14 protein-coding genes are annotated in these 19,615 nt (G+C 56.5%); 9 read left to right on the top strand and 5 right to left on the bottom strand.

Annotated elements, in window-relative coordinates:
• Positions 1-26 precede the first annotated feature (26 nt).
• The 4 genes from BLU64_RS02155 to BLU64_RS02140 all read left to right on the top strand — a co-directional run bounded on the left by BLU64_RS02155 (position 27) and on the right by BLU64_RS02140 (position 5,303).
• Complete coding sequence (locus BLU64_RS02155) at positions 27-1,685, top strand: multidrug ABC transporter permease/ATP-binding protein (protein ID WP_074727798.1); 1,659 nt, start codon at positions 27-29, stop codon at positions 1,683-1,685.
• A 317-nt stretch (positions 1,686-2,002) separates the two neighbouring features.
• Positions 2,003-2,524: a shikimate kinase AroL gene (aroL, locus tag BLU64_RS02150; RefSeq protein ID WP_026742902.1), complete on the top strand. Its 522-nt coding sequence runs from the start codon at positions 2,003-2,005 to the stop codon at positions 2,522-2,524.
• A gap of 85 nt (positions 2,525-2,609) precedes the next feature.
• Positions 2,610-2,894 carry a pyrimidine/purine nucleoside phosphorylase gene (gene ppnP, locus BLU64_RS02145; protein ID WP_026742901.1) on the top strand — a complete coding sequence of 95 codons (285 nt, stop codon included), beginning with the start codon at positions 2,610-2,612 and terminating at the stop codon, positions 2,892-2,894.
• Positions 2,895-3,512: 618 nt separating this feature from the next.
• A complete protein-coding gene (locus BLU64_RS02140) occupies positions 3,513-5,303 on the top strand; it encodes a methyl-accepting chemotaxis protein (RefSeq protein WP_074727796.1) in 1,791 nt (596 codons plus the stop codon).
• Between the two features lie 56 nt (positions 5,304-5,359).
• Here the strand turns inward: BLU64_RS02140 and rdgC are convergent, their stop codons facing one another.
• The 3 genes from rdgC to sbcD all read right to left on the bottom strand — a co-directional run bounded on the left by rdgC (position 5,360) and on the right by sbcD (position 11,326).
• Positions 5,360-6,271 carry a recombination-associated protein RdgC gene (gene rdgC, locus BLU64_RS02135; RefSeq protein WP_027063687.1) on the bottom strand — a complete coding sequence of 304 codons (912 nt, stop codon included), beginning with the start codon at positions 6,269-6,271 and terminating at the stop codon, positions 5,360-5,362.
• 142 nt (positions 6,272-6,413) lie between these two features.
• Positions 6,414-10,097 (bottom strand): AAA family ATPase, encoded by a 3,684-nt coding sequence (locus BLU64_RS02130; RefSeq protein ID WP_074727794.1) that lies wholly within the window; start codon positions 10,095-10,097, stop codon positions 6,414-6,416.
• A complete protein-coding gene (sbcD, locus tag BLU64_RS02125) occupies positions 10,094-11,326 on the bottom strand; it encodes an exonuclease subunit SbcD (protein ID WP_074727792.1) in 1,233 nt (410 codons plus the stop codon). Before sbcD ends, BLU64_RS02130 begins: the two co-directional genes overlap by 4 nt.
• A gap of 210 nt (positions 11,327-11,536) precedes the next feature.
• On the opposite strand from sbcD, the gene phoB reads away from it, so the two are divergent.
• The 5 genes from phoB (at position 11,537) to proY (ending at position 18,069) form a co-directional block, all read left to right on the top strand.
• Positions 11,537-12,226, top strand: coding sequence for a phosphate response regulator transcription factor PhoB (gene phoB / locus BLU64_RS02120; protein WP_074727790.1), 690 nt, complete (start codon positions 11,537-11,539; stop codon positions 12,224-12,226).
• Positions 12,227-12,253: 27 nt separating this feature from the next.
• The gene (phoR, locus tag BLU64_RS02115) at positions 12,254-13,579 is read left to right on the top strand and encodes a phosphate regulon sensor histidine kinase PhoR (protein WP_026742895.1); all 1,326 of its coding nucleotides are present in this window, start codon (positions 12,254-12,256) and stop codon (positions 13,577-13,579) included.
• Positions 13,580-13,812: 233 nt separating this feature from the next.
• The gene (locus BLU64_RS02110) at positions 13,813-14,919 is read left to right on the top strand and encodes a cobalamin-independent methionine synthase II family protein (RefSeq protein ID WP_074727788.1); all 1,107 of its coding nucleotides are present in this window, start codon (positions 13,813-13,815) and stop codon (positions 14,917-14,919) included.
• A gap of 397 nt (positions 14,920-15,316) precedes the next feature.
• Entirely contained in the window at positions 15,317-16,636 is a 1,320-nt protein-coding gene (gene brnQ / locus BLU64_RS02105; protein ID WP_026742893.1) for a branched-chain amino acid transport system II carrier protein, read from the top strand.
• Positions 16,637-16,710: 74 nt separating this feature from the next.
• The gene (gene proY / locus BLU64_RS02100) at positions 16,711-18,069 is read left to right on the top strand and encodes a proline-specific permease ProY (protein WP_026742892.1); all 1,359 of its coding nucleotides are present in this window, start codon (positions 16,711-16,713) and stop codon (positions 18,067-18,069) included.
• 110 nt (positions 18,070-18,179) lie between these two features.
• Here proY and BLU64_RS02095 read toward each other — a convergent pair whose 3' ends face one another.
• Positions 18,180-18,782: a peroxiredoxin C gene (locus BLU64_RS02095; RefSeq protein WP_026738801.1), complete on the bottom strand. Its 603-nt coding sequence runs from the start codon at positions 18,780-18,782 to the stop codon at positions 18,180-18,182.
• Positions 18,783-18,936: 154 nt separating this feature from the next.
• The gene (locus tag BLU64_RS02090; protein ID WP_074727787.1) at positions 18,937-19,536 is read right to left on the bottom strand and encodes an acyl carrier protein phosphodiesterase; all 600 of its coding nucleotides are present in this window, start codon (positions 19,534-19,536) and stop codon (positions 18,937-18,939) included.
• Between the last annotated feature and the right edge of the window lie 79 nt (positions 19,537-19,615).

The following is a 19,615-nucleotide window of genomic DNA, read 5'->3' as shown; positions in this document are numbered from 1 at the left end:
TCCAACTTCTCAGCATGCGGGATCCCATGGAGCTGATTCATCTTGTATACCGGCAATATCGTTGGCCTTTCATCGCCGTCATTCTTCTAAGTCTGGCCAGCGCGGCGCTAGGAATTGGTCTGATTGCGTTTATTAACCAACGATTGATTGTCACATCGCATTCGGACCTCTGGGTGTTACCACAGTTTCTGGGTTTGCTGCTGCTTCTGATGGGGATCACGCTGGGCGCCCAATTGGCGCTGACCCTGTTAGGGCACCATTTCGTCAGCCGTATGCGCGGGCAGCTCATCAAACGCATCCTGGACACCAGTCTGGAGCGCATGAACCACATTGGCCATGCTCAGCTGCTGGCCAGCCTCTCCAATGATATCCGCAGTATCACTATCGCCTTCGTTCGCCTGCCGGAACTGGTGCAGGGCGTTGTTCTGACCGTCGGCGCGGCCTGTTATCTGGCGTGGCTGTCGCCGCGCATGATGCTGTTCACCACGCTGTGGGTGACCGTCACCATCTGGGGAGGTTATTGGCTGGTCTCCCGCGTCTACCGCCATTTCAACCGCGTTCGGGAAATGGAAGATAGCCTGCACGAAGACTATGAGCGGGTCATTTCGGGATGTAAGGAGCTGGCGCTGAATCGGGACCGTGCTCAACGGCTGTACGAGGAGGATTATCAACAGCACGCCAGGGAATATCAGCACCATATCGTGCGTGCCGACTCCTACCATCTCAGCGCGATCAATTGGTCGAATATTATGATGTTGGGCACTATTGGTGCGGCGTTCTTCATGGCCAACGGTCTCGGGTGGGCGGACAACGCGGTGGCCGCGACCTATTCGCTGACGCTGTTATTCCTGCGCACGCCCTTGTTGCAGGCGGTCGGCGCGTTGCCGACGTTGCTCAGCGCACAGGTGGCGTTCGATAAGCTGCGTCGGCTCAAGCTGAACCCTTATCAGGAAGGTTTTCCGGCGTTCGCCGCTCCGCGGCACTGGCAGTTGATCGAGCTACGCGACGTCCGCTTCCGCTATGGTCAATCCGGCTTCGAGATCGGCCCGATCAACGTGCGCATTCAGCGCGGCGAACAGGTGTTTGTCATCGGCGGCAACGGCAGCGGAAAATCCACGCTGGCGATGCTGCTGACCGGACTGTATACGCCGGTCAGCGGACAAATTTTGTTGGATGGCAATCCGGTATCGTTGCCGGACTATCAGGCGCTGTTCTCGGCGGTCTTTACCGATTGTCACCTGTTTGACCGATTGATGGGACCGCAAGGCGAGGCGCCGCCAACGGCGCTAATCGAACGCTGGGTGGAACGTCTCAATATGCAGCATAAACTGCGGCTGAACGGGACCCAAATTGAAGACTTATCGCTGTCTCAAGGGCAGCGGAAGCGGGTCGCTTTGCTGCTGGCGCTGGCAGAGCAGCGAGAGGTCCTGCTGTTGGACGAGTGGGCCGCGGATCAGGATCCTCAGTTTCGACGCGTGTTTTATCAGGTGCTGTTGCCGCATCTGATGGCCGAAGGCAAAACGGTCATCGCCATCAGCCACGACGATCACTATTTCGGTCAGGCGGATCGGTTACTGGAGATGCGCGCCGGTCAACTGGTGGAGCTGACCGGACAGGCGCGTGCCGACGCCAGCCGCGATGCCGTCGCGAGGATCAACCGTTGCGAGGAAGGGGGCGCGCGCTGACAAGCCGCTTCTTCCGCTCGGCGCTTCGAAGACGCCCGCATAATCGCCGTGTTGCTGCGGTTCGATATTCTTATTCCCCCGCTTTGCTTGTATGATTCAACTCTTGGTATGACAGAAGACGGCTGATGCGATGGCCGTCGACTAAGCACCTTTCCCATACGGGCGATGTCACCTGTCATTCCGGACCACGCGGTGCTCGAAACCCTCACGCATATCCCTGTGCGCGCCGGTTTCTCCGCACTGTATGTGTCCAGACTGGCGGCGGCAATAACGCCTTGTGGGATAGGTTCTATGAATAATTAAGGACTCGTCGTTAAATGACACGACCGATTTTTATGGTTGGCGCCAGAGGGTGTGGCAAAACTACCGTGGGCGGGGAGCTGGCGCGCGCGCTCGGCTATCAGTTCGTTGATACCGATATTTTCATGCAGGAAACCAGTCAGATGACGGTGGCCGAGGTCGTAGCAGCGGAAGGCTGGCCGGGATTTCGCCGTCGTGAAAGTGCCGCGCTTCAGGCGGTGACTCAGCCTGAGTACGTGATTGCCACCGGCGGCGGTATTGTGCTGCTGGACGAAAATTGTCGCTTTATGCGGGAGCAGGGGAGAGTCATCTACCTGCATGCGCCAGCAGGGTTATTGGCTCAACGGCTGGTGGTCGACCCCCAGGCCGAACAACGGCCGACGTTGACGGGGCGCCCAATTGCGGCGGAAATGGCGGCGGTACTGGCAGAACGTGAGGCGCTCTATCAGTCTGTCGCGCACCACGTCATTGATGCGACACAGACCCCTGACTCCATCGTTGCAGATGTCTTGCAGGCGCTCAGGATGGCGGCGGCCTGAGCCTGCGTCGCGGCGACAGCCGGTGCGGCCTTGTTCCAGGATGATTTTTCATAACATGATGACTGTTCGATAAGAGGATGTTTGTATGCTGCAGGTGAACGAGTATTTCTCAGGAAAAGTGAAATCGATTGGTTTTGACAACAGCACTGATGGCCGAGCGAGCGTAGGGGTCATGGCGGAAGGCGAATACACCTTCGGCACCGGTCAGGCCGAAGAAATGACGGTCATCAGCGGCGCGTTAAATGTACTTCTGCCGGGTGCGGTGGAATGGCAGCTGTTCTCCGCTGGGGAGATGTTCTCCGTGCCGGGGCATAGCGAGTTTAATCTACAGGTTGCCGAACCGACGGCCTATCTGTGCAAATACCTCTAATCCAGGTCGTCTGACAGGCGGGCACCGTCAGATACGGTGTCCGCCGCGCCGAAGCCGCCGTCTCAACCCGTGTGTTATTCGCCTTACGGTCTCTTCACCGCACCGTCGCTCGGTCAGCAACAGCGTCTCATCCCTTTTCTCTGAATGTTTTTTCTGTGGAAATGGTTATTTCCGTGTTCATGCGCCGAGCGTTATTTAGTACCTAATGAAATAAATTAAATGTCGACGTAACACTATTTTATTATCACCCTTGATCTTTGAGGTGATATTTTTCTCGGCGCATTATCGGCAGTCAAAATAAAAACTTTACTCGCTTTGGTTAAATATAAAAATCCCCTATGGGAACCTGGGTCTTATTTTTTATTAAAGGGGTTCATGCGAGCCTGATTTATCGATCTTGATGCTATTTTCTTATATTAAAAAAAGGATATAACGCTGTGAATAAATTCCCTTCCGTTGTATTTTGCTGAAGGGGCGCGACCGCGCGGGGAGGAAATGGGGTGTATCAGGAGGAAAAACAGGACGCTGGCCAAGTATATAAAGAAAAGAAATCCTCTGGTATTCAATTGAGGAAATTACATTGGATATTCAAAACGTTATTACAAATGGTTGACTACTATGCTCAAAACTACACGCGCTCGTATTTTGGCTGTATGTACCGCAATTATCGTTTTATCTCTGATCATTAATACCTTCCTGAATTACCAAGTGGCAGGGAAATATAACGATAAATCCATCGATAATATGCTGTCTGCCGTGACGGAAAGCCACAGCCTGGCTATTGGCGATTGGGTGGCATCGAAAAAACAGATGATGGCTTCGTTGTATGACGTCGCCGCTGGCAGCGACGACCCTGTGCCGATATTCCGGCAGATAACCCGGTCGGGCGACTTTATCAACGTGTATATGGGCTACGCTAACGGGACGGCCAAGTTCGTCGAGACCGGCGGCATTCCCGCAGACTATAACCCGACGGTACGGCCGTGGTATCAGCAGGCGGTAAAAGAGGGCGAGCCGCTGGTGACCGCACCTTATGTGGATATGGTTACCAATACCATCGTGGTGTCGTTTGTCGCGCCGGTTATTGATAACGGTACCCTGATAGGCGTTGTCGGCAGTGATATGGCGATGAAAAATGTGATCGCCAACGTCAATGCCATTCATCCCACCACCGAGAGTTACGGCCTGCTCATTCAGGCCGATGGCACCATCATCGCCCATCCCAACCCTGAACTGACGATGAAACCGCTGAAGGAGATCGCGCCAGAGGTGGCCTTAGATCGCATTTTGTCCGCTAAAACTCCCGTCGAGGTAAAGCTCTCCGGCGTCGACAAACTGGTGCTTGCCAGACCTGTCGCGGGGACGGACTGGTATGTGCTCGTCGCGCTCGACAAGGCGCAGGCGACGGCGGGGATGCATTCGCTGCTTCTGACGTCGGTGATTACGTTGGTGGTCATTGCGCTACTCGGCTCGCTGATTGTCAGCGTGATGGTGAATTCGTCGCTGAGACGTCTGCTACAGGTGCGCGATGCGATGGACGACATCAGCAACGGAACCAATGACCTGACCCAACGGTTGCCGGATGAAGGCCATGATGAAGTGGCGCAGATCGCACGTTCGTTTAACCGCTTCGTCGATAAACTCAGCATGATTATGTTGCAAATCCGCGATGTGAGCGCCTCGCTGCAAATGGCGGCCAACGAGATTGCCGCGGGCAATAACGACTTGTCCTCTCGTACCGAAGCCTCTGCGGCGAGCTTGCAGCAAACGGCGTCGGCGCTGGAACAGATTTCGGCGACGGTCACTCAGTCGGCGGGGTCGGCCCAGCATGTCAATGAGCGCTCACTGATACTGGCGAAAGATGCCCGCAGCGGCGGCAAAGTGGTCTCGGATGTGATTGTGACCATGGACGATATCGTGGTGGCCTCCGGAAAAATCGGCGACATCATCGGCGTGATTGACGGCATTGCGTTCCAGACCAATATTCTGGCGCTTAACGCCGCAGTCGAAGCCGCTCGCGCCGGCGAGCAGGGCCGGGGATTCGCCGTCGTTGCGGGTGAGGTGCGAGCGCTCGCTCAGCGCAGCGCCCAGGCAGCCAAAGAGATCAAGGCGCTGATTGAGTCCACGGTGCGCAGCGTGGGCGCAGGCTCTAAACAGGTGCGTCAGGCCAGCAGTACCATGAATGAAATTGTCGGCGGCGTATCGACGGTCACGACGGTGATGTCAGAGATCACCCATGCATCGGAAGAGCAGATGAGGGGAATTCAGGAGATCAACAAGGCGATGGCGCAGCTGGACTCGATGGTGCAGCAGAATGCGGCGTTAGTTCAGGAATCTGCCGCCGCGTTTGCTTCGCTGCAATCGCAAACCGAGGAGCTGAATTCGGCGGTCGGTCACTTCAAACTGTAATCGACATTCCCCCGCCTACAGGCGGGGGAATGTTAACGAAGGAGATCAGGGAGGGATCAACGCGGGGCTTCGCCGCCCAGCGCTTCGATCAGGTTAGCGATGAGCGCGGCCAATTCCGCCGTCATCAGAATGAAATCCGCATCGAATTTCTGTGCAAAATCCTCACGGTCGATATCGTCATTCTGCTCCCGCAGCTCGTCTGAGAATTTCAGGCGTTTCAGCGACCCATCGTCGGCCAGCATCAGTTGAACTCGCTCCTGCCAGTCCAGCGCCAGTTTGGTCACCAGCTTGCCCGCTTCGATATGTACGGCAATTTCGTCGCTGACCAAATCCTGTTTCTTGCAGCGAATCACGCCGCCGTCTTCCAAGATGGCCTTCAGCTCGGCTTCGTCCATCAAGGCAAAGCCCTGCGGGGTTTGGCCGGAGCGAACCCACTCGGTCATCGTCAGCTCGATGGGGCTTTCCATCGTCAGCGGCACAACAGGCAGGGAGCCGAGTGTTTTGCGCAGCAGCGCCAGCGTATCTTCCGCTTTTTTAGCGCTGGCGGCGTCGACCATAATCAGGCCGTTGACCGTATCAATCCACAGCCAGATCTGGCTGAACCGGCTGAACGCGCGCGGCAGCAAGCTGTGCAGCACTTCATCCTTGAGGGCGTCTTTTTCGGTTTTTTTCAGTTTGCGGTGCTGTTCGTTTTCCAGCTTGTCGATTTTGGCTTCCAGCGCCTGCTTGATGACCGGCGACGGCAGGATCTTTTCCTCTTTGCGGGCGCAGATCAGAATTTGGCCGTTAACTTCGTGCGTCAGGGCATCGCTGTGGGAGCCCATCGGCGACACCCAGCCGCTCTTGGTCATGTCCTGACTGCCGCACGGCGTGAAAGAGAATGAGGCCAGCTGCTTTTCCATTTCATCCGCAGACAAGCGGACGTCGCGGCTGAGGCGATAAATCATTAAATTTTTAAACCACAGCATTCTGTTATTCCAGGCTGATGCGCAAAAAGAAGACGCGCGCAGGATTAATGTCAGCGCGCATGATAACGACTGAGGCGGGCGACGTTAAGATAAAAAGGTGGTTGCCGTCGCCCGCCGGATTGGCGCAAGTATCACGCCGGGGTTATTTGACCGCGTAGAGACTGTCCAACTGGCTGATCCCCAACCCGTTGCGTTTTCTCACCCGAATTTGCACCTGAATACGCTCTTTCATCGCTTCGACGTGGCTGATGACGCCGATGGATTTTCCCGTCGCATTGAGGTTGTCCAGCACGTCCAAGGCTGAGTCCAGCGTGTCGCCATCCAGCGACCCGAAGCCTTCATCGAGGAACAGCGAGTCGATGCGGGTCTTGTTGCTGACCAGATCGGAAAGCGCCAGCGCCAGCGACAGGCTGACCAGGAAACTTTCGCCGCCGGAGAGCGTGCGGGTATCGCGCGTGGCGTCGGCCTGCCAGGTGTCGACCACCTGCAGTTCCAGCGTGTCGGAGGCTTTACGCTGCAGCAGGTAGCGTCCGTGCAAGCGCGACAGCTGGCGGTTGGCCAAAAATACCAGGTGATCCAGCGTCAGCCCCTGAGCGAAGCGTCGGAACTTATCGCCTTTCTGAGAGCCGATCAGCTGATTTAGCTGCGCCCAGTCTTCGCATTGTTGTCGGCGCCGCGCGACCTCTTCCAGCAAAGTGCGCTGCTTGTCCTGCCACTGCTGGTCGCTTTGCAGCTGTTGACGGATCTCGCCCTGCCGTTGCGCGCCGTTCTTCAGCATATTGTCGAGTTCGGCGAGCATTTGCAGCACGTCCGCATAGACCAGGTTCTCCTGCAGCGATGCCGGTCTGGCCGCCTGATGCTGAGTGAGTTTTTCTTCCGCCTGCGCATGTAGCGCATCGGCCTGCTGCTGACGCTGATTGAGCTGCTCTTTCAGTATGATGAGTTTCTCGCGGATCTCTTCGCTCAATAGCGCGCGGGTAAAGTCGCTCTCATCATCGAACGGGCTAGCCCGCAACGCGTCGGTAAAGCGGCTTTCCGCCTCATTCAGCATGTTCTCGGTGCGCTGTCTCTGCTGTTTCAGCGACTGTCTTTCGCCGGTCATCCGGCTGAGTTGTGACTGGCCTGACTGCCACTGATCCTGTGCCAGTCTAAGATCGCGCTCGTCCTCCTGCGCCTGTTGACGCAGGTGCGCCTGTACCTCTTTAACGCTCTGATTGCCCAACAAATTCCAGCGCGACTGTTGCGCCGTTTCCAGCGATTGCCGCGTCGCTTTCAGCTGTTGCTGTAGCGTGGCGAGGGCCGTTTCCGTGTCTTTCAGACGCTGTTGCGTATGTTCGGTGTCGGCGATCAGCGCCGATAGTTTGGGTTCGCACACGTGCTGTTCGTGTTCGCTCTCCTGCCAGCGCTGCCATTCGCGCCGGCGAAGATTCAGCCACTCTTCTTGCCGGCCGTCAGCGGGGGCGTCGAGAGTAAACTCGGCGAGCTTATGACTCAGGGCGTCATTCAGTCGGGCCAGCTCTTTCTCGGTTTTTTCCTGCGCCTGCTGTAATGCCTGGCGGGACTGGGTCAACGCTTCCCGTTGCTGGGCATTCAGCGCCAGCTGCTGTTCAGTCTGTTGCAGCGACTGCTGCGCGGAGGTCAGTAAATCCTTACTATCCTGAATTTGTCGTCGAGTTTGTTCACGCTCGGCGAGCTGCGCCTGCAACGCTTTCTCCTGCGCGTCGCACTGTTCCTGCCAGCGGCTCAGTGCTTCCGGCTGATTCAGGTCAAAGTCGATGTGCAAGCGTTCACTGACGTTTTGGCACTCCTGTCGCAGGTCGGCGATTTCATCGTTGACCTGATTCAGCCTCAGATGCTGCTGCTGTCGCTGCTGCTGCAACAGATGCAATTGGGTGGTGGTTTGCACCACTTTAGCCTGCAAGGCATCCACTTCCTGCCGCAGCGAATGCAGCCGCCGTTGGGTTTCGGACGGGCGCAGCGACTGATAGCGTTCGATCGCCGGATGATGCGTAGAGCCGCACAGTGGGCACTCTTTACCGGGCTGCAGCTGTGTACGCTCGTTTTCAAGATTGGCGATGCGCAGTTCCAGTTCGTGGCGTTTTTCCAGATCGTCCAGGTGGCCGACGCGCTGCTGATGTTCTCCCCGTTGCTGCTCCTGTTCCCGTTCTAACTGCTGAATACGGTGGTGGTCGTCCAGTAGCTGAGATTCCAGCAGCGTGTGTTGGCTCAGCAAACGTTGCAGAACAGTAGCGCGGGTGGCGAACTGCTGACGGTCTTGACGTTGAGCCGCTAAATCGCTCAACTGCTGACGCAGGTCGTCGGTCGGTTGCGACGCTTCACGCTCTCGGACGCGCTGCTGCAACTGTTCGTAATTTTGCCGAGCGCCTTCCGTCGTTGTCCGTTGCGCCTGCTGTTTTTCTAACAGCGCAGCGTGCTGTTGCTGAAGATAATCGGCGCGAACCTGCTCTTCGTCCGCCTTGGTTCGCTGTGATTTCAGCTCCTGTTGCAGTGCCTGCAACTGGGGAAACTGCGCTTCCCATAACGGAATGTGGCTGCCCCAGTATTGATAAAGGCTATGTTGCTGTCTGAATTCGGCGATTTGAGCCAGCTGCGTCTGAACGCGATCGCGTTCCTGACGCAGTTCGGACTGGTTTTCGATCAGAACTTTTTGCAGTTGCTTCTGCTGGTCTTGCAACTGCTGCTGCTGGTCGCGTTGTTCTCGCAGCGTGGCGATGCGCTGGTCCAGTGGCTGGATCTGCTCGCTGATTAGCGTTTCTTGACGCTGGCGTTCTTCGGCGTGCTGTTGCTGACGTGCTGCGGCATTTTCTTTCTGCGTTTGCAGTTGCGTCAGCGTGCTCTGCTGCTGCGTCATTTGCCGATCGAGTTTGGCGATAAGATTCGCCAGTTGCGTCTTTTCCTCTGTATAACGTTGGCGTTCATTGTAGAGCGGGCGCAGTTTTTCTGCAGGAATGCTGGCCTCCAGACGTTCCAATTGAGGCTTCGCCTGAACGTAGTCCAACTGTAGCGACCGCAGTTTTCCTTGGCTTGAGGTGAGCGCCCGCTGATGTTCGTGCAGCGTCTCAAACCAGCGCTGATGGGCGGTGATATCGTCACGATGGCGTGTATTCTCCAGCTCTTGCTGCTGGAGTTCGCTGAGCTGTTGTTCAAGTTCAGCACGCCGCTCGCTGCTCAGACATTCAATGCCGCCGGCCTGCGCCTGTAGCTGTTCGAGCGCGTTTTGCGCGGCTTTATGCTGCTCAAAGACGCGCTCGGAGATCCGCCCGTAGATATCGGTGCCGGTTAACTCTTCCAACAATTCGGCGCGCTCATTGGCGTCGGCGTTGAGAAAAGCCGCAAATTGCCCCTGGGACAGCATCATGGATTTGGTGAAACGGTCAAAGTCCAGCCCGGTAATCTGCGCGATGGTCGACAGCTTGTCGTTGACTTTATCGCTGATGATTTTGCCGTCCGCGCAGTACGCCAACTCCACCTTCGGCGCCTGCAGGTTGCCTTCCGGCGCGTTGCGCGCACGGCGCTGGCTCCAAAAGGCGCGATAGGCGACGCCTTTCACTTCAAACTCGACTTCGGCCAGGCATTCCGCGGTGTGCCTGGTCATCAGCTCGTTCTGACTGGGGGTGACTTTCAGTCGCGGCGTCTGGTGGTACAGCGCCAGGCAAATGGCGTCCAGCAGCGTGGTCTTACCGGCGCCGGTGGGGCCGGTAATAGCGAACAGACCATTGCTGACAAACGGCTCGCGGGTGAAGTCGATTTTCCATTCACCCTGCAACGAGTTGAGGTTTTTCAGCCGTAGACTCAAAATCTTCATGCGGTTGCCTCCTGGCTATCGTCTTCCACGTCTTGCAGCACCTGATTGAACAGCGTACGCAAACGTTGCTGCTGGCGCTCCTCCAAATCCGGCTCCAGCGCCAGCCGTCTCTCGAAGACTTCACCGGGCAGCAGTTCGTCCAGCGTCTCTTTCTCCTGTTGAACCAGCATCTGTAGATGCTGTTCGCGCGCGCGGCGCAAGAGCACCACCTCCACGTTCAAATCGGCCGTCAGGTTTTGAATATGCTGCTGGATGTCGCTCAGGTAGTCCTGAGTAGCGATTTCAATGTCCAGCCAAACCGGCTTTTCACCGTCGTATTCACGAAAACCGGCCAGGCGACGTTCGATCTCGGACAGGCTGCCTTTAACCAGTTGCATCGGCTGAGAGGCGGGGATCGTCAGGGGCGAGACGTCTTCGAGCCTGTCCTGCTCGAAACGCACCAGATAGACCGATTTCTCGTGGTTCAACTCGTCGAAACTGAGGGGGATAGGCGAGCCGCTGTAGCGAATGTGTTCCGTCTGCGCGATGCGCTGAGGACGGTGAATGTGACCGAGCGCGATATAGTCCGCCGGCGGAAACGCCTGAGCGGGGAAGGCATCCAACGTACCGATGTAGATATCCCGCACGGAATCGGTCGTGGTCACGCCCACCGTGGTCAAGTGGCCGGTGGCGACGATCGGTAGCGCGAGGCCCATCGCTTCGCGTCGGCGCACGGCAAGCTGATAGCTGCGCTGATAATGGTTGGCGATCGCTTCCTGGAGCGCCAGCTGCTTGTCGGCGCCCGACTGCCCGGCCTGGCTGGTCAGCACGTCGCGTGGTCGCAGGAACGGAATAGCGCATAGCAGCGCGCCGGGCTTGCCCTCTCGGTTGTTCAGCACGATGACCTGCTGTTCAAGATCGCCTTCGCAGCTTGCAATGACCTGCGTGTTCAGGCAGGAAAGTAACAGTCGGGACTCGTTCAGGGTGGCGACGGAATCATGATTGCCGCCTAAAATAACCAGCTGACAGCCGGTTTTATGCAGTTCGACCACGAAGCGGTTGTACATCTCCCGGGCGTAGCTCGGCGGCGTGCCATTGTCGAAAATGTCGCCGGCCACGATGATGGCATCGACGTGATGCTGCTCCACCTGCTCAATCAGCCAGCGCAGAAACGCCTGATGTTCCGCGGCCCGGCTCTTAGTGTAGAAGTACTGTCCAAGATGCCAGTCGGAGGTATGAATAATTTGCATGGCGCGTCCTGTTGCGGCGTCGGGATAGCTGAGTGTTACGATTATCGGCGATTATAGACAGACAGTTTAGGGCTGTCTCAGGGAATATCCGCCCCCACGCAGTCAGTTAACCGAGGATGACGAGGGAACCGCTTTATCATAAATCTGTCATAAAACTGACGCATAATCCCTACCGCACGCCAATAGCGACGATTAACGGCAGGATTAACGATGGCAAGACGCATTTTGGTAGTAGAAGATGAGACGCCTATCCGTGAGATGGTGTGTTTCGTTCTGGAACAGAACGGTTATCAGCCTGTAGAAGCCGAAGATTACGACAGTGCGATCAATCGCCTGTCGGAACCTTATCCTGAACTGGTCTTATTGGATTGGATGCTCCCAGGCGGTTCCGGCTTGCAGTTCATCAAACACATGAAGCGTGAAACGTTGACCCGCGATATTCCCGTCATGATGCTGACCGCGCGCGGCGAAGAGGAAGACCGCGTCAAAGGTCTTGAAGTCGGCGCGGACGACTACATCACCAAACCGTTCTCCCCCAAGGAGCTTGTGGCGCGTATCAAGGCGGTGATGCGCCGCATTTCTCCGATGGCCGTCGAAGAGGTGATCGAAATGCGTGGTCTCAGCCTGGACCCCTCGTCGCATCGCGTCACCACCGAGGACCGGGCGCTGGACATGGGGCCGACCGAGTTCAAGCTATTGCATTTCTTTATGACTCACCCGGAACGGGTATATAGTCGAGAACAATTGCTGAACCATGTCTGGGGCACGAATGTCTATGTGGAAGATCGTACCGTCGATGTTCATATACGCCGCCTGCGTAAAGCGCTGGAAGCCAGCGGGCACGACAAAATGGTGCAGACTGTCCGGGGAACCGGTTACCGATTCTCGACGCGCTACTGATCCCGGACGCTGTGGAGACAACCTCACGTGTTAGAACGTTTATCCTGGAAAAGGCTGGCGGCGGAGTTGGCGTTCTTCTGTCTTCCCGCGCTGCTGCTGGGGCTGATAATCGGTTATCTGCCGTGGTTCTTGCTGGCGGCGGTGCTGGCCGCCCTGTGCTGGAACTACTATAACCAGCTGCGTCTGTCTCACTGGCTCTGGGTCGACCGCAGCATGACGCCGCCTCCCGGTCGCGGCAGCTGGGAGCCGTTGCTCTACGGTTTGTACCAAATGCAATTGCGCAGCCGTCGTCGTCGTCGCGAGCTGGCGGTGCTGATCAAACGTTTTCGCAGCGGGGCGGAGTCGCTTCCCGACGCACTCGTCATCACGACGGAAGAGGGCGGGATCATCTGGTGCAACCGTCTGGCTCAACACCTGCTGGGGCTGCGCTGGCCAGACGACAACGGGCAAAATGTACTCAATCTTTTACGTTACCCTGAATTTTCCCACTACATGCAGTCGCAGACGTTCGATCGCCCGCTGACGCTGCAGCTGAACAATGGCCACCACGTCGAATTTCGGCTAATGCCGTATTCTGAAGGCCAAACGATGATGGTGGTGCGTGACGTCACCCAAATGCATCATTTGGAAGGCGCTCGCCGCAACTTTTTCGCCAACGTGAGCCACGAGCTGCGTACGCCGCTCACCGTGTTGCAAGGGTATCTGGAGATGATGCACGACGGTCCGATGGAGGGGCCGCCGCAGGCAAAGGCACTCAACACCATGCAAGAGCAGACGCGGCGGATGGATGGTCTGGTAAAACAGCTGCTGACGCTCTCCAAGATTGAAGCGGCTGCGACCATCAATCTCGATGAGAAGGTCGACATTCCCCTGATGTTGCGGGTGTTGCAGCGCGAGGCGCAGACTTTAAGTCAGGACAGGCACGAGATTGTCTTTCGCGTCAACGAACAACTACACGTGTTCGGGAATGAAGAACAGCTGCGCAGTGCCGTCTCCAATCTGGTGTATAACGCCATTAACCACACGCCGGAAGGGACACGAATCGAGGTCACCTGGCAGCGGACGTCTCAGGGGGCGCAATTCCAGGTCAGCGACAACGGGCCGGGCATCGCGCCGGAGCATCTGCCTCGGCTAACGGAACGTTTCTATCGCGTCGACAAGGCGCGTTCGCGCCAGACGGGCGGTAGCGGTCTGGGGTTGGCCATCGTCAAACATGCGCTTAGCCATCACGACTCCCGACTGGAAATTCTCAGCGATCTGGGAGCCGGTTCCCGCTTTTTATTCACGCTGCCCAACCGTCTGATTGTGACGTCGCCTTCTCCGGAGTCCCATTCGACGCCTTCCTTGTTATAACCTGGCAGGCCATCATTGTCCGATGGCCTGCTAAACGTCCCCTGCTTCTTTGCTCCTCTGTGCAACGCTGTTACGCGGAATGAAAACTATTCTATTGTCCGATGGCGCAATTCATGTCAGGATGAAATCGCTATAGCCGTCTGGATGTCCGGTTTAAGTGCGATATTCCACGGTTTCTCATTAACCCTGTCTGTTGCGGTCAGCCACCGCCAGCAGCGACTCAGGAGTCAAACATGACACAACCTAAACCTCCGTTCCGTGCTGATGTCGTGGGTAGTCTACTGCGCCCGGCGGCGATCAAGCAGGCGCGTCAGCAATGCCTGGCGGGTGAAATCGATGCGGCGCAGCTGCGCGAAGTGGAAGACCGAGAAATTCTGCACGCCGTCGAGCGTCAGAAAGCGGTGGGGTTGCAGGTGGTCACCGACGGCGAATTTCGCCGTTCATGGTGGCACTTTGACTTCTTCGAAGGGCTGGAAGGGGTTGAAGGCTATGAAGCCGACCACGGTATCCAGTTCAACGGTATTCAGACCAAATCCCGCAGCATCAAGGTCACAGGGAAGGTCGGGTTCAATCCGCGCCACCCGATGCTGGACGACTTTCGCTATCTGAACAGCATTGCGGGAGACGCCGCCGCTAAAATGACGATCCCCAGTCCCAGCGTATTGCACTTCCGGGGCGGCCGCGCCGCGATCGACAGCGCCGTTTATCCGACGTTGGACGCTTATTTCGACGACCTGGCTCAGACCTGGCAGGACGCCATTCAGGCCTTTTACGATGCGGGCTGCCGTTATTTACAATTGGACGACACCGTGTGGTCATATCTCTGCTCCGAAGATCAGAAACGCCAGATCCGCGAGCGCGGTGAAGATCCTGAAGTCCTCGCCAGCACGTATGCGCGGGTGCTGAATCAGGCGCTGGCCAACAAACCGGCCGATTTAGTCATTGGCCTGCATGTGTGTCGGGGCAATTTTCGCTCCACCTGGATCGCCGAAGGCGGCTACGAGCCTGTCGCCAGCACCTTGTTTGGCGGCGTGAACGTGGATGAGTTCTTCCTGGAATATGACACGGAACGGGCCGGCGGCTTCGAACCGCTGCGATTTATTCGTCCGGGCCATCAGCAGGTCGTGCTGGGGTTGATTACCACCAAAACCGGCGAGCTGGAGGCGGTGGCCGACGTGGAGAAACGGATTGCCGAAGCCGCGCAATATGTCGCGCTGGATCAGCTTTGCCTCAGCCCGCAGTGCGGTTTTGCTTCTACCGAAGAGGGCAATACCCTATCCGAAGCAGAGCAGTGGGAGAAGCTGAAGCGGGTTGTGGAGATTGCTAAACGCGTATGGTAACGCCGTATGCGTGTTGTTTTTATAACGCCGATAGTGAATATCGGCGTTTTTTATATCAATAAGTTTTGTTTATGACTGTGTTTAGCGCAGAGCGGCATGAAAGTGCCATATTATTGCTCTGGATGGGCCTTAAATGCACAAATCATGTGTTAGCCAATAAAGAAAAACTAATCACATTCACTGGGTAGAATAAATAATTCAGTTCGATATTCTGCTTTTATGATCGCGCCTTGTATTTTTTCGCTATAAACGGTTTACTTAGCCACCACAAACGCTGTGTGGAAAACAACCATTCCTATACTTCTGCGCACCATCCGAAATCAAGAGCGGATCCATACCGGCGACGACCTCGTTCCGGTCTTTTTTCAGTTCGTTTTACAGGCAACACGACATACGTATGAATTATCGTTTAAAAACCAGAGATATCGTGGCATTAGGTTTTATGACCTTTGCCTTGTTTGTTGGCGCGGGCAACATTATTTTCCCGCCCATTGTCGGACTGGAAGCGGGTCCTCACGTTTGGATCGCCGCTCTAGGCTTTCTGATTACCGCCGTGGGTCTGCCTGTGATTACCGTCGTTGCGCTGGCGCGCGTGGGCGGCGGGATCGATGCTCTGAGTACGCCGATTGGCCGAAAAGCGGGTCTCGTGTTGGCGACGGTCTGTTACCTCGCTGTCGGTCCGCTGTTTGCAACGCCGCGTACTACGACCGTTTCCTTTGAAGCCGGTATTGCGCCGCTAGTCGGCTCCGGCGGCATGCCGCTGCTGATTTATAGCCTCGTCTACTTCGCCATTGTCATCGGCATCTCCCTCTATCCCGGCCGTCTGCTGGATACCGTTGGTCATATTTTGGCACCGGTGAAAATCATTGCATTGGGCATCCTTGGGGTTTCCGCCCTGTTATGGCCCGCCGGTTCGTCTATCCCGCCGGCGGAAGCGTATCAGTCCATTCCCTTCTCTAGCGGTTTCCTCAATGGCTATATCACAATGGACACGTTAGGTGCGATGGTGTTCGGTATCGTCATCGTTAACGCGGCCCGTTCACGCGGCGTCAGCGACGCCAAGCTGCTGACCCGTTACACCATTATGGCTGGTTTGATTGCCGGCATCGGTCTTGCGCTGGTTTATCTGAGTCTGTTCCACTTGGGGGCGCATAGCGGTCAGTTGATCCCGGAAGCTCAGAATGGCGCCGAGATTCTGCATGCGTATGTCCAACATACGTTCGGCAATATGGGCAGCGCGTTCCTGGGGATCCTGATTTTTGTCGCTTGTCTGGTCACGGCGGTCGGCTTGACTTGTGCCTGCGCGGAGTTTTTTGCCGAGCACTTGCCATTTTCCTACCGTACGCTGGTTTTCATTCTGGGGCTGTTCTCTATGGTGGTATCCAATCTGGGACTGAGCCATTTGATCCAGCTGTCCATTCCGGTGCTGACCGCGATTTATCCGCCTTGTATCGTGCTGGTGATGCTGAGCTTCACCCTGCGCTGGTGGAATAACAGCAGCTATATCGTCGCGCCCACCATGCTGATTAGTCTGGTCTTCGGCGTGATTGATGGCGTAAAATCGTCGGCCTTTGCGTCCTGGTTGCCAGAGTGGGCGAACTACCTGCCGTTGAGTAAACAAGGACTGGCCTGGCTGTTACCGTCTCTGGCCGTGTTGCTGGTGGCTGCCGTTTACGACCGATTGATCGCTCGTCAGACGGCTGCCGCGCGCACTTAGTACGGCAAGAGGGATTTTCACCACAGGCTCCCGCCTGTGGTTTTTTTCGTTTGTAAAACAGGGTTGCTTTAAATATGGAACAAGAGTCCAAGCTCAAGCGTGGCTTAAGCGCGCGGCATATCCGTTTTATCGCCTTAGGTTCGGCGATAGGAACCGGTCTGTTTTATGGTTCCGCCAGCGCCATTCAGATGGCAGGCCCCAGCGTATTGCTGGCTTATCTCATTGGCGGCGTAGCGGCGTACATCATTATGCGCGCGCTGGGAGAGATGTCGGTCAACGACCCTCAAGCCAGCTCCTTTTCTCGCTATGCTCGCGATTATCTCGGTCCGATGGCCGGTTACATCACCGGATGGACCTACTGCTTTGAAATGCTGATCGTGGCGATTGCCGATGTCACGGCGTTCGGCATCTATATGGGCGTCTGGTTCCCTGCGGTGCCGCATTGGGTCTGGGTACTGAGCGTCGTGCTGATCATTGGCGCGATAAACCTGATGAACGTGAAGGTGTTCGGCGAGCTGGAGTTCTGGCTGTCCTTCTTCAAGGTCGCGACGATCATTCTGATGATTGCCGCGGGTATCGGCATCATTATCTGGGGGATAGGCAACGGCGGCGAACCGACCGGCATCCATAACCTCTGGACCAACGGCGGCTTCTTCAGTCACGGGGTGATGGGGATGATACTGTCGCTGCAAATGGTGATGTTCGCCTATGGCGGCGTGGAAATTATCGGTATTACCGCCGGCGAAGCGCAGGACCCGCGTAAGTCCATCCCGCGCGCCATCAACTCTGTTCCCTGGCGCATTCTGGTGTTCTATGTCGGGACGCTGTTCGTCATCATGTCCATTTATCCGTGGAATCAGGTGGGTACCAGCGGCAGCCCGTTCGTGATGACCTTCCAGCACATGGGAATCAATGCAGCGGCCGGTATTTTGAATTTCGTCGTGATCACCGCGTCGCTGTCGGCGATCAACAGCGATGTCTTCGGGGTAGGGCGGATGCTGCACGGCATGGCTGAACAAGGTCATGCGCCGAAAGTCTTCATGCGCCTGTCCCGTGGCGGCATTCCGTGGGTGACGGTCGTGGTGATGATGGTGGCGCTGCTGGCGGCGGTCTATCTGAACTACATCATGCCCGAAAAAGTGTTCCTGGTTATTGCGTCGCTGGCGACCTTCGCGACGGTCTGGGTATGGATTATGATCCTGTGTTCCCAAATCGCCTTCCGCCGCAAGCTCACCCGCGAACAGGCTAAAGCGCTGGCATTCCCGGTGCCGGGCGGGGCGGTAACGTCCGCAGTAGGGATTGTTTTCCTGGCGTTTATCATCGGCCTGATCGGCTACTTCCCGGACACGCGTATCTCGCTGTATGCCGGTTGCCTGTGGATTGCGCTGTTACTGGCGGGTTATTTCGTCTTCCTGCGACGTAAAGCCGCCTGATGACCGCAGGCCGGATGGCGTGACCGTGTTGCTCGGTCCGGCTTGAATCTCAGCCAATAAAAAACCCCGCGGCCATCACCGCGGGGTTTTTGACGTTACAGGCCGTTGAATTACAGCTTGTTGGCGTTCTGAGACAGATATTTGGCGACGCCGTCCGGAGACGCGCCCATGCCTTCTTCTCCCTTCACCCACTGCGCCGGACAAACTTCTCCATGCTCTTCGTGGAACTGCAGCGCATCGACCATACGCAGCATCTCATCAACATTACGACCCAGCGGCAGATCGTTGACCACCTGATGGCGCACGATGCCGTTTTGGTCGATCAGGAAAGAACCGCGCAGCGCGACGCCCGCGTCCGGGTGTTCGATGCCGTAGGCTTTCTGAATTTCGCGTTTGATGTCTGCTACCATCGCGTATTTCACTTCGCCAATGCCGCCTTTATCGATAGGGGTGTTACGCCAGGCGTTGTGGACGAACTCGGAGTCGAAGGAGACGCCGACGACTTCAACGCCGCGCTTCTGGAACTCTTCGTAACGATGGTCGAAGGCGATCAGCTCTGACGGGCACACGAAGGTGAAATCCATCGGCCAGAAGAAGATGACGGCCGGCTTACCGTTGATGTGCTCTTTCAGGTTGAAATTTTCAACGATCTCTCCGCTGCCTAAAACGGCGGCGGCAGTGAAATCGGGGGCGGGACGAGTAACCAGAACCATAATAACTCCCGTGGTGTTAAATGAGTAAAGCGGAGGGATATAAACCCTGTCGAGTATAGGTATTTCGCCAGGGTGAATAAAGGGATGGTCGGCCAATCAATGAGATAGGTTTAGCCTATTGCATCAATTGGTATTAGTTTACGAAGTCGTCCTGTTACCGCGGGTCAGGCGATGACAGTCGTCCGCTTTTGGCGGTCTCCATCATCACGGGATAAAACTGCCAGAACAGGGGTTCAAGCTGATGATAGTGGCGCTCAATATCCTCGAAAGAGCCGGCCAACGCCGCCAGTCGAGGGCGACGTTGCGCCATGCGGGACAAAACTTCGCCGATGAATGGCAGCTCGGCATAGCGCTCCAGCCAACGTTCGCTCCACAGATAATTGTTCAGATTGCGGAAACGTTCAGGGGTGTGCGGTAACTGAGGCTCGATCTCATGACGTGCGTCGGCGACGAACTGCGTCAATGTGACGTGAGGGGCCAGCCTCGACCAATGCAGAGCCAAAAAGTGATCCCACAGCACGTCGAGCGTAATCGGCGCGACACGGCGATAATTCGGACTGAAATAGCAGCATGCGGCACGGACTTCCGGCAGGCTGTCCGTCAGGCTGTCAATTCGACGATGCAGCCGAATACCGGCGACGATCTCATCGGGAAAAACGCCGTCGGGGTTGCCGCGCACAAAGTCAGCCATCAGGTTTCCCAGCAGGGAGCTATCGGCCAGCGTGGCTAGATGGAGATGGGCAAGAAAATTCATCCCGGCAGTATAAGTGCAATTCCCTTTGCAGACCGCTTATTTCTTGCAGCTGGCCGTTCCCGGCTCTAGACTAGGCCGC

The sequence above is a fragment of the Lonsdalea quercina genome (genome assembly GCF_900107885.1).
Lineage (GTDB): Bacteria > Pseudomonadota > Gammaproteobacteria > Enterobacterales > Enterobacteriaceae > Lonsdalea > Lonsdalea quercina.
Note: the sequence above shows the minus strand (reverse complement) of the source record. Positions and strands in the feature narration are given on the sequence as shown.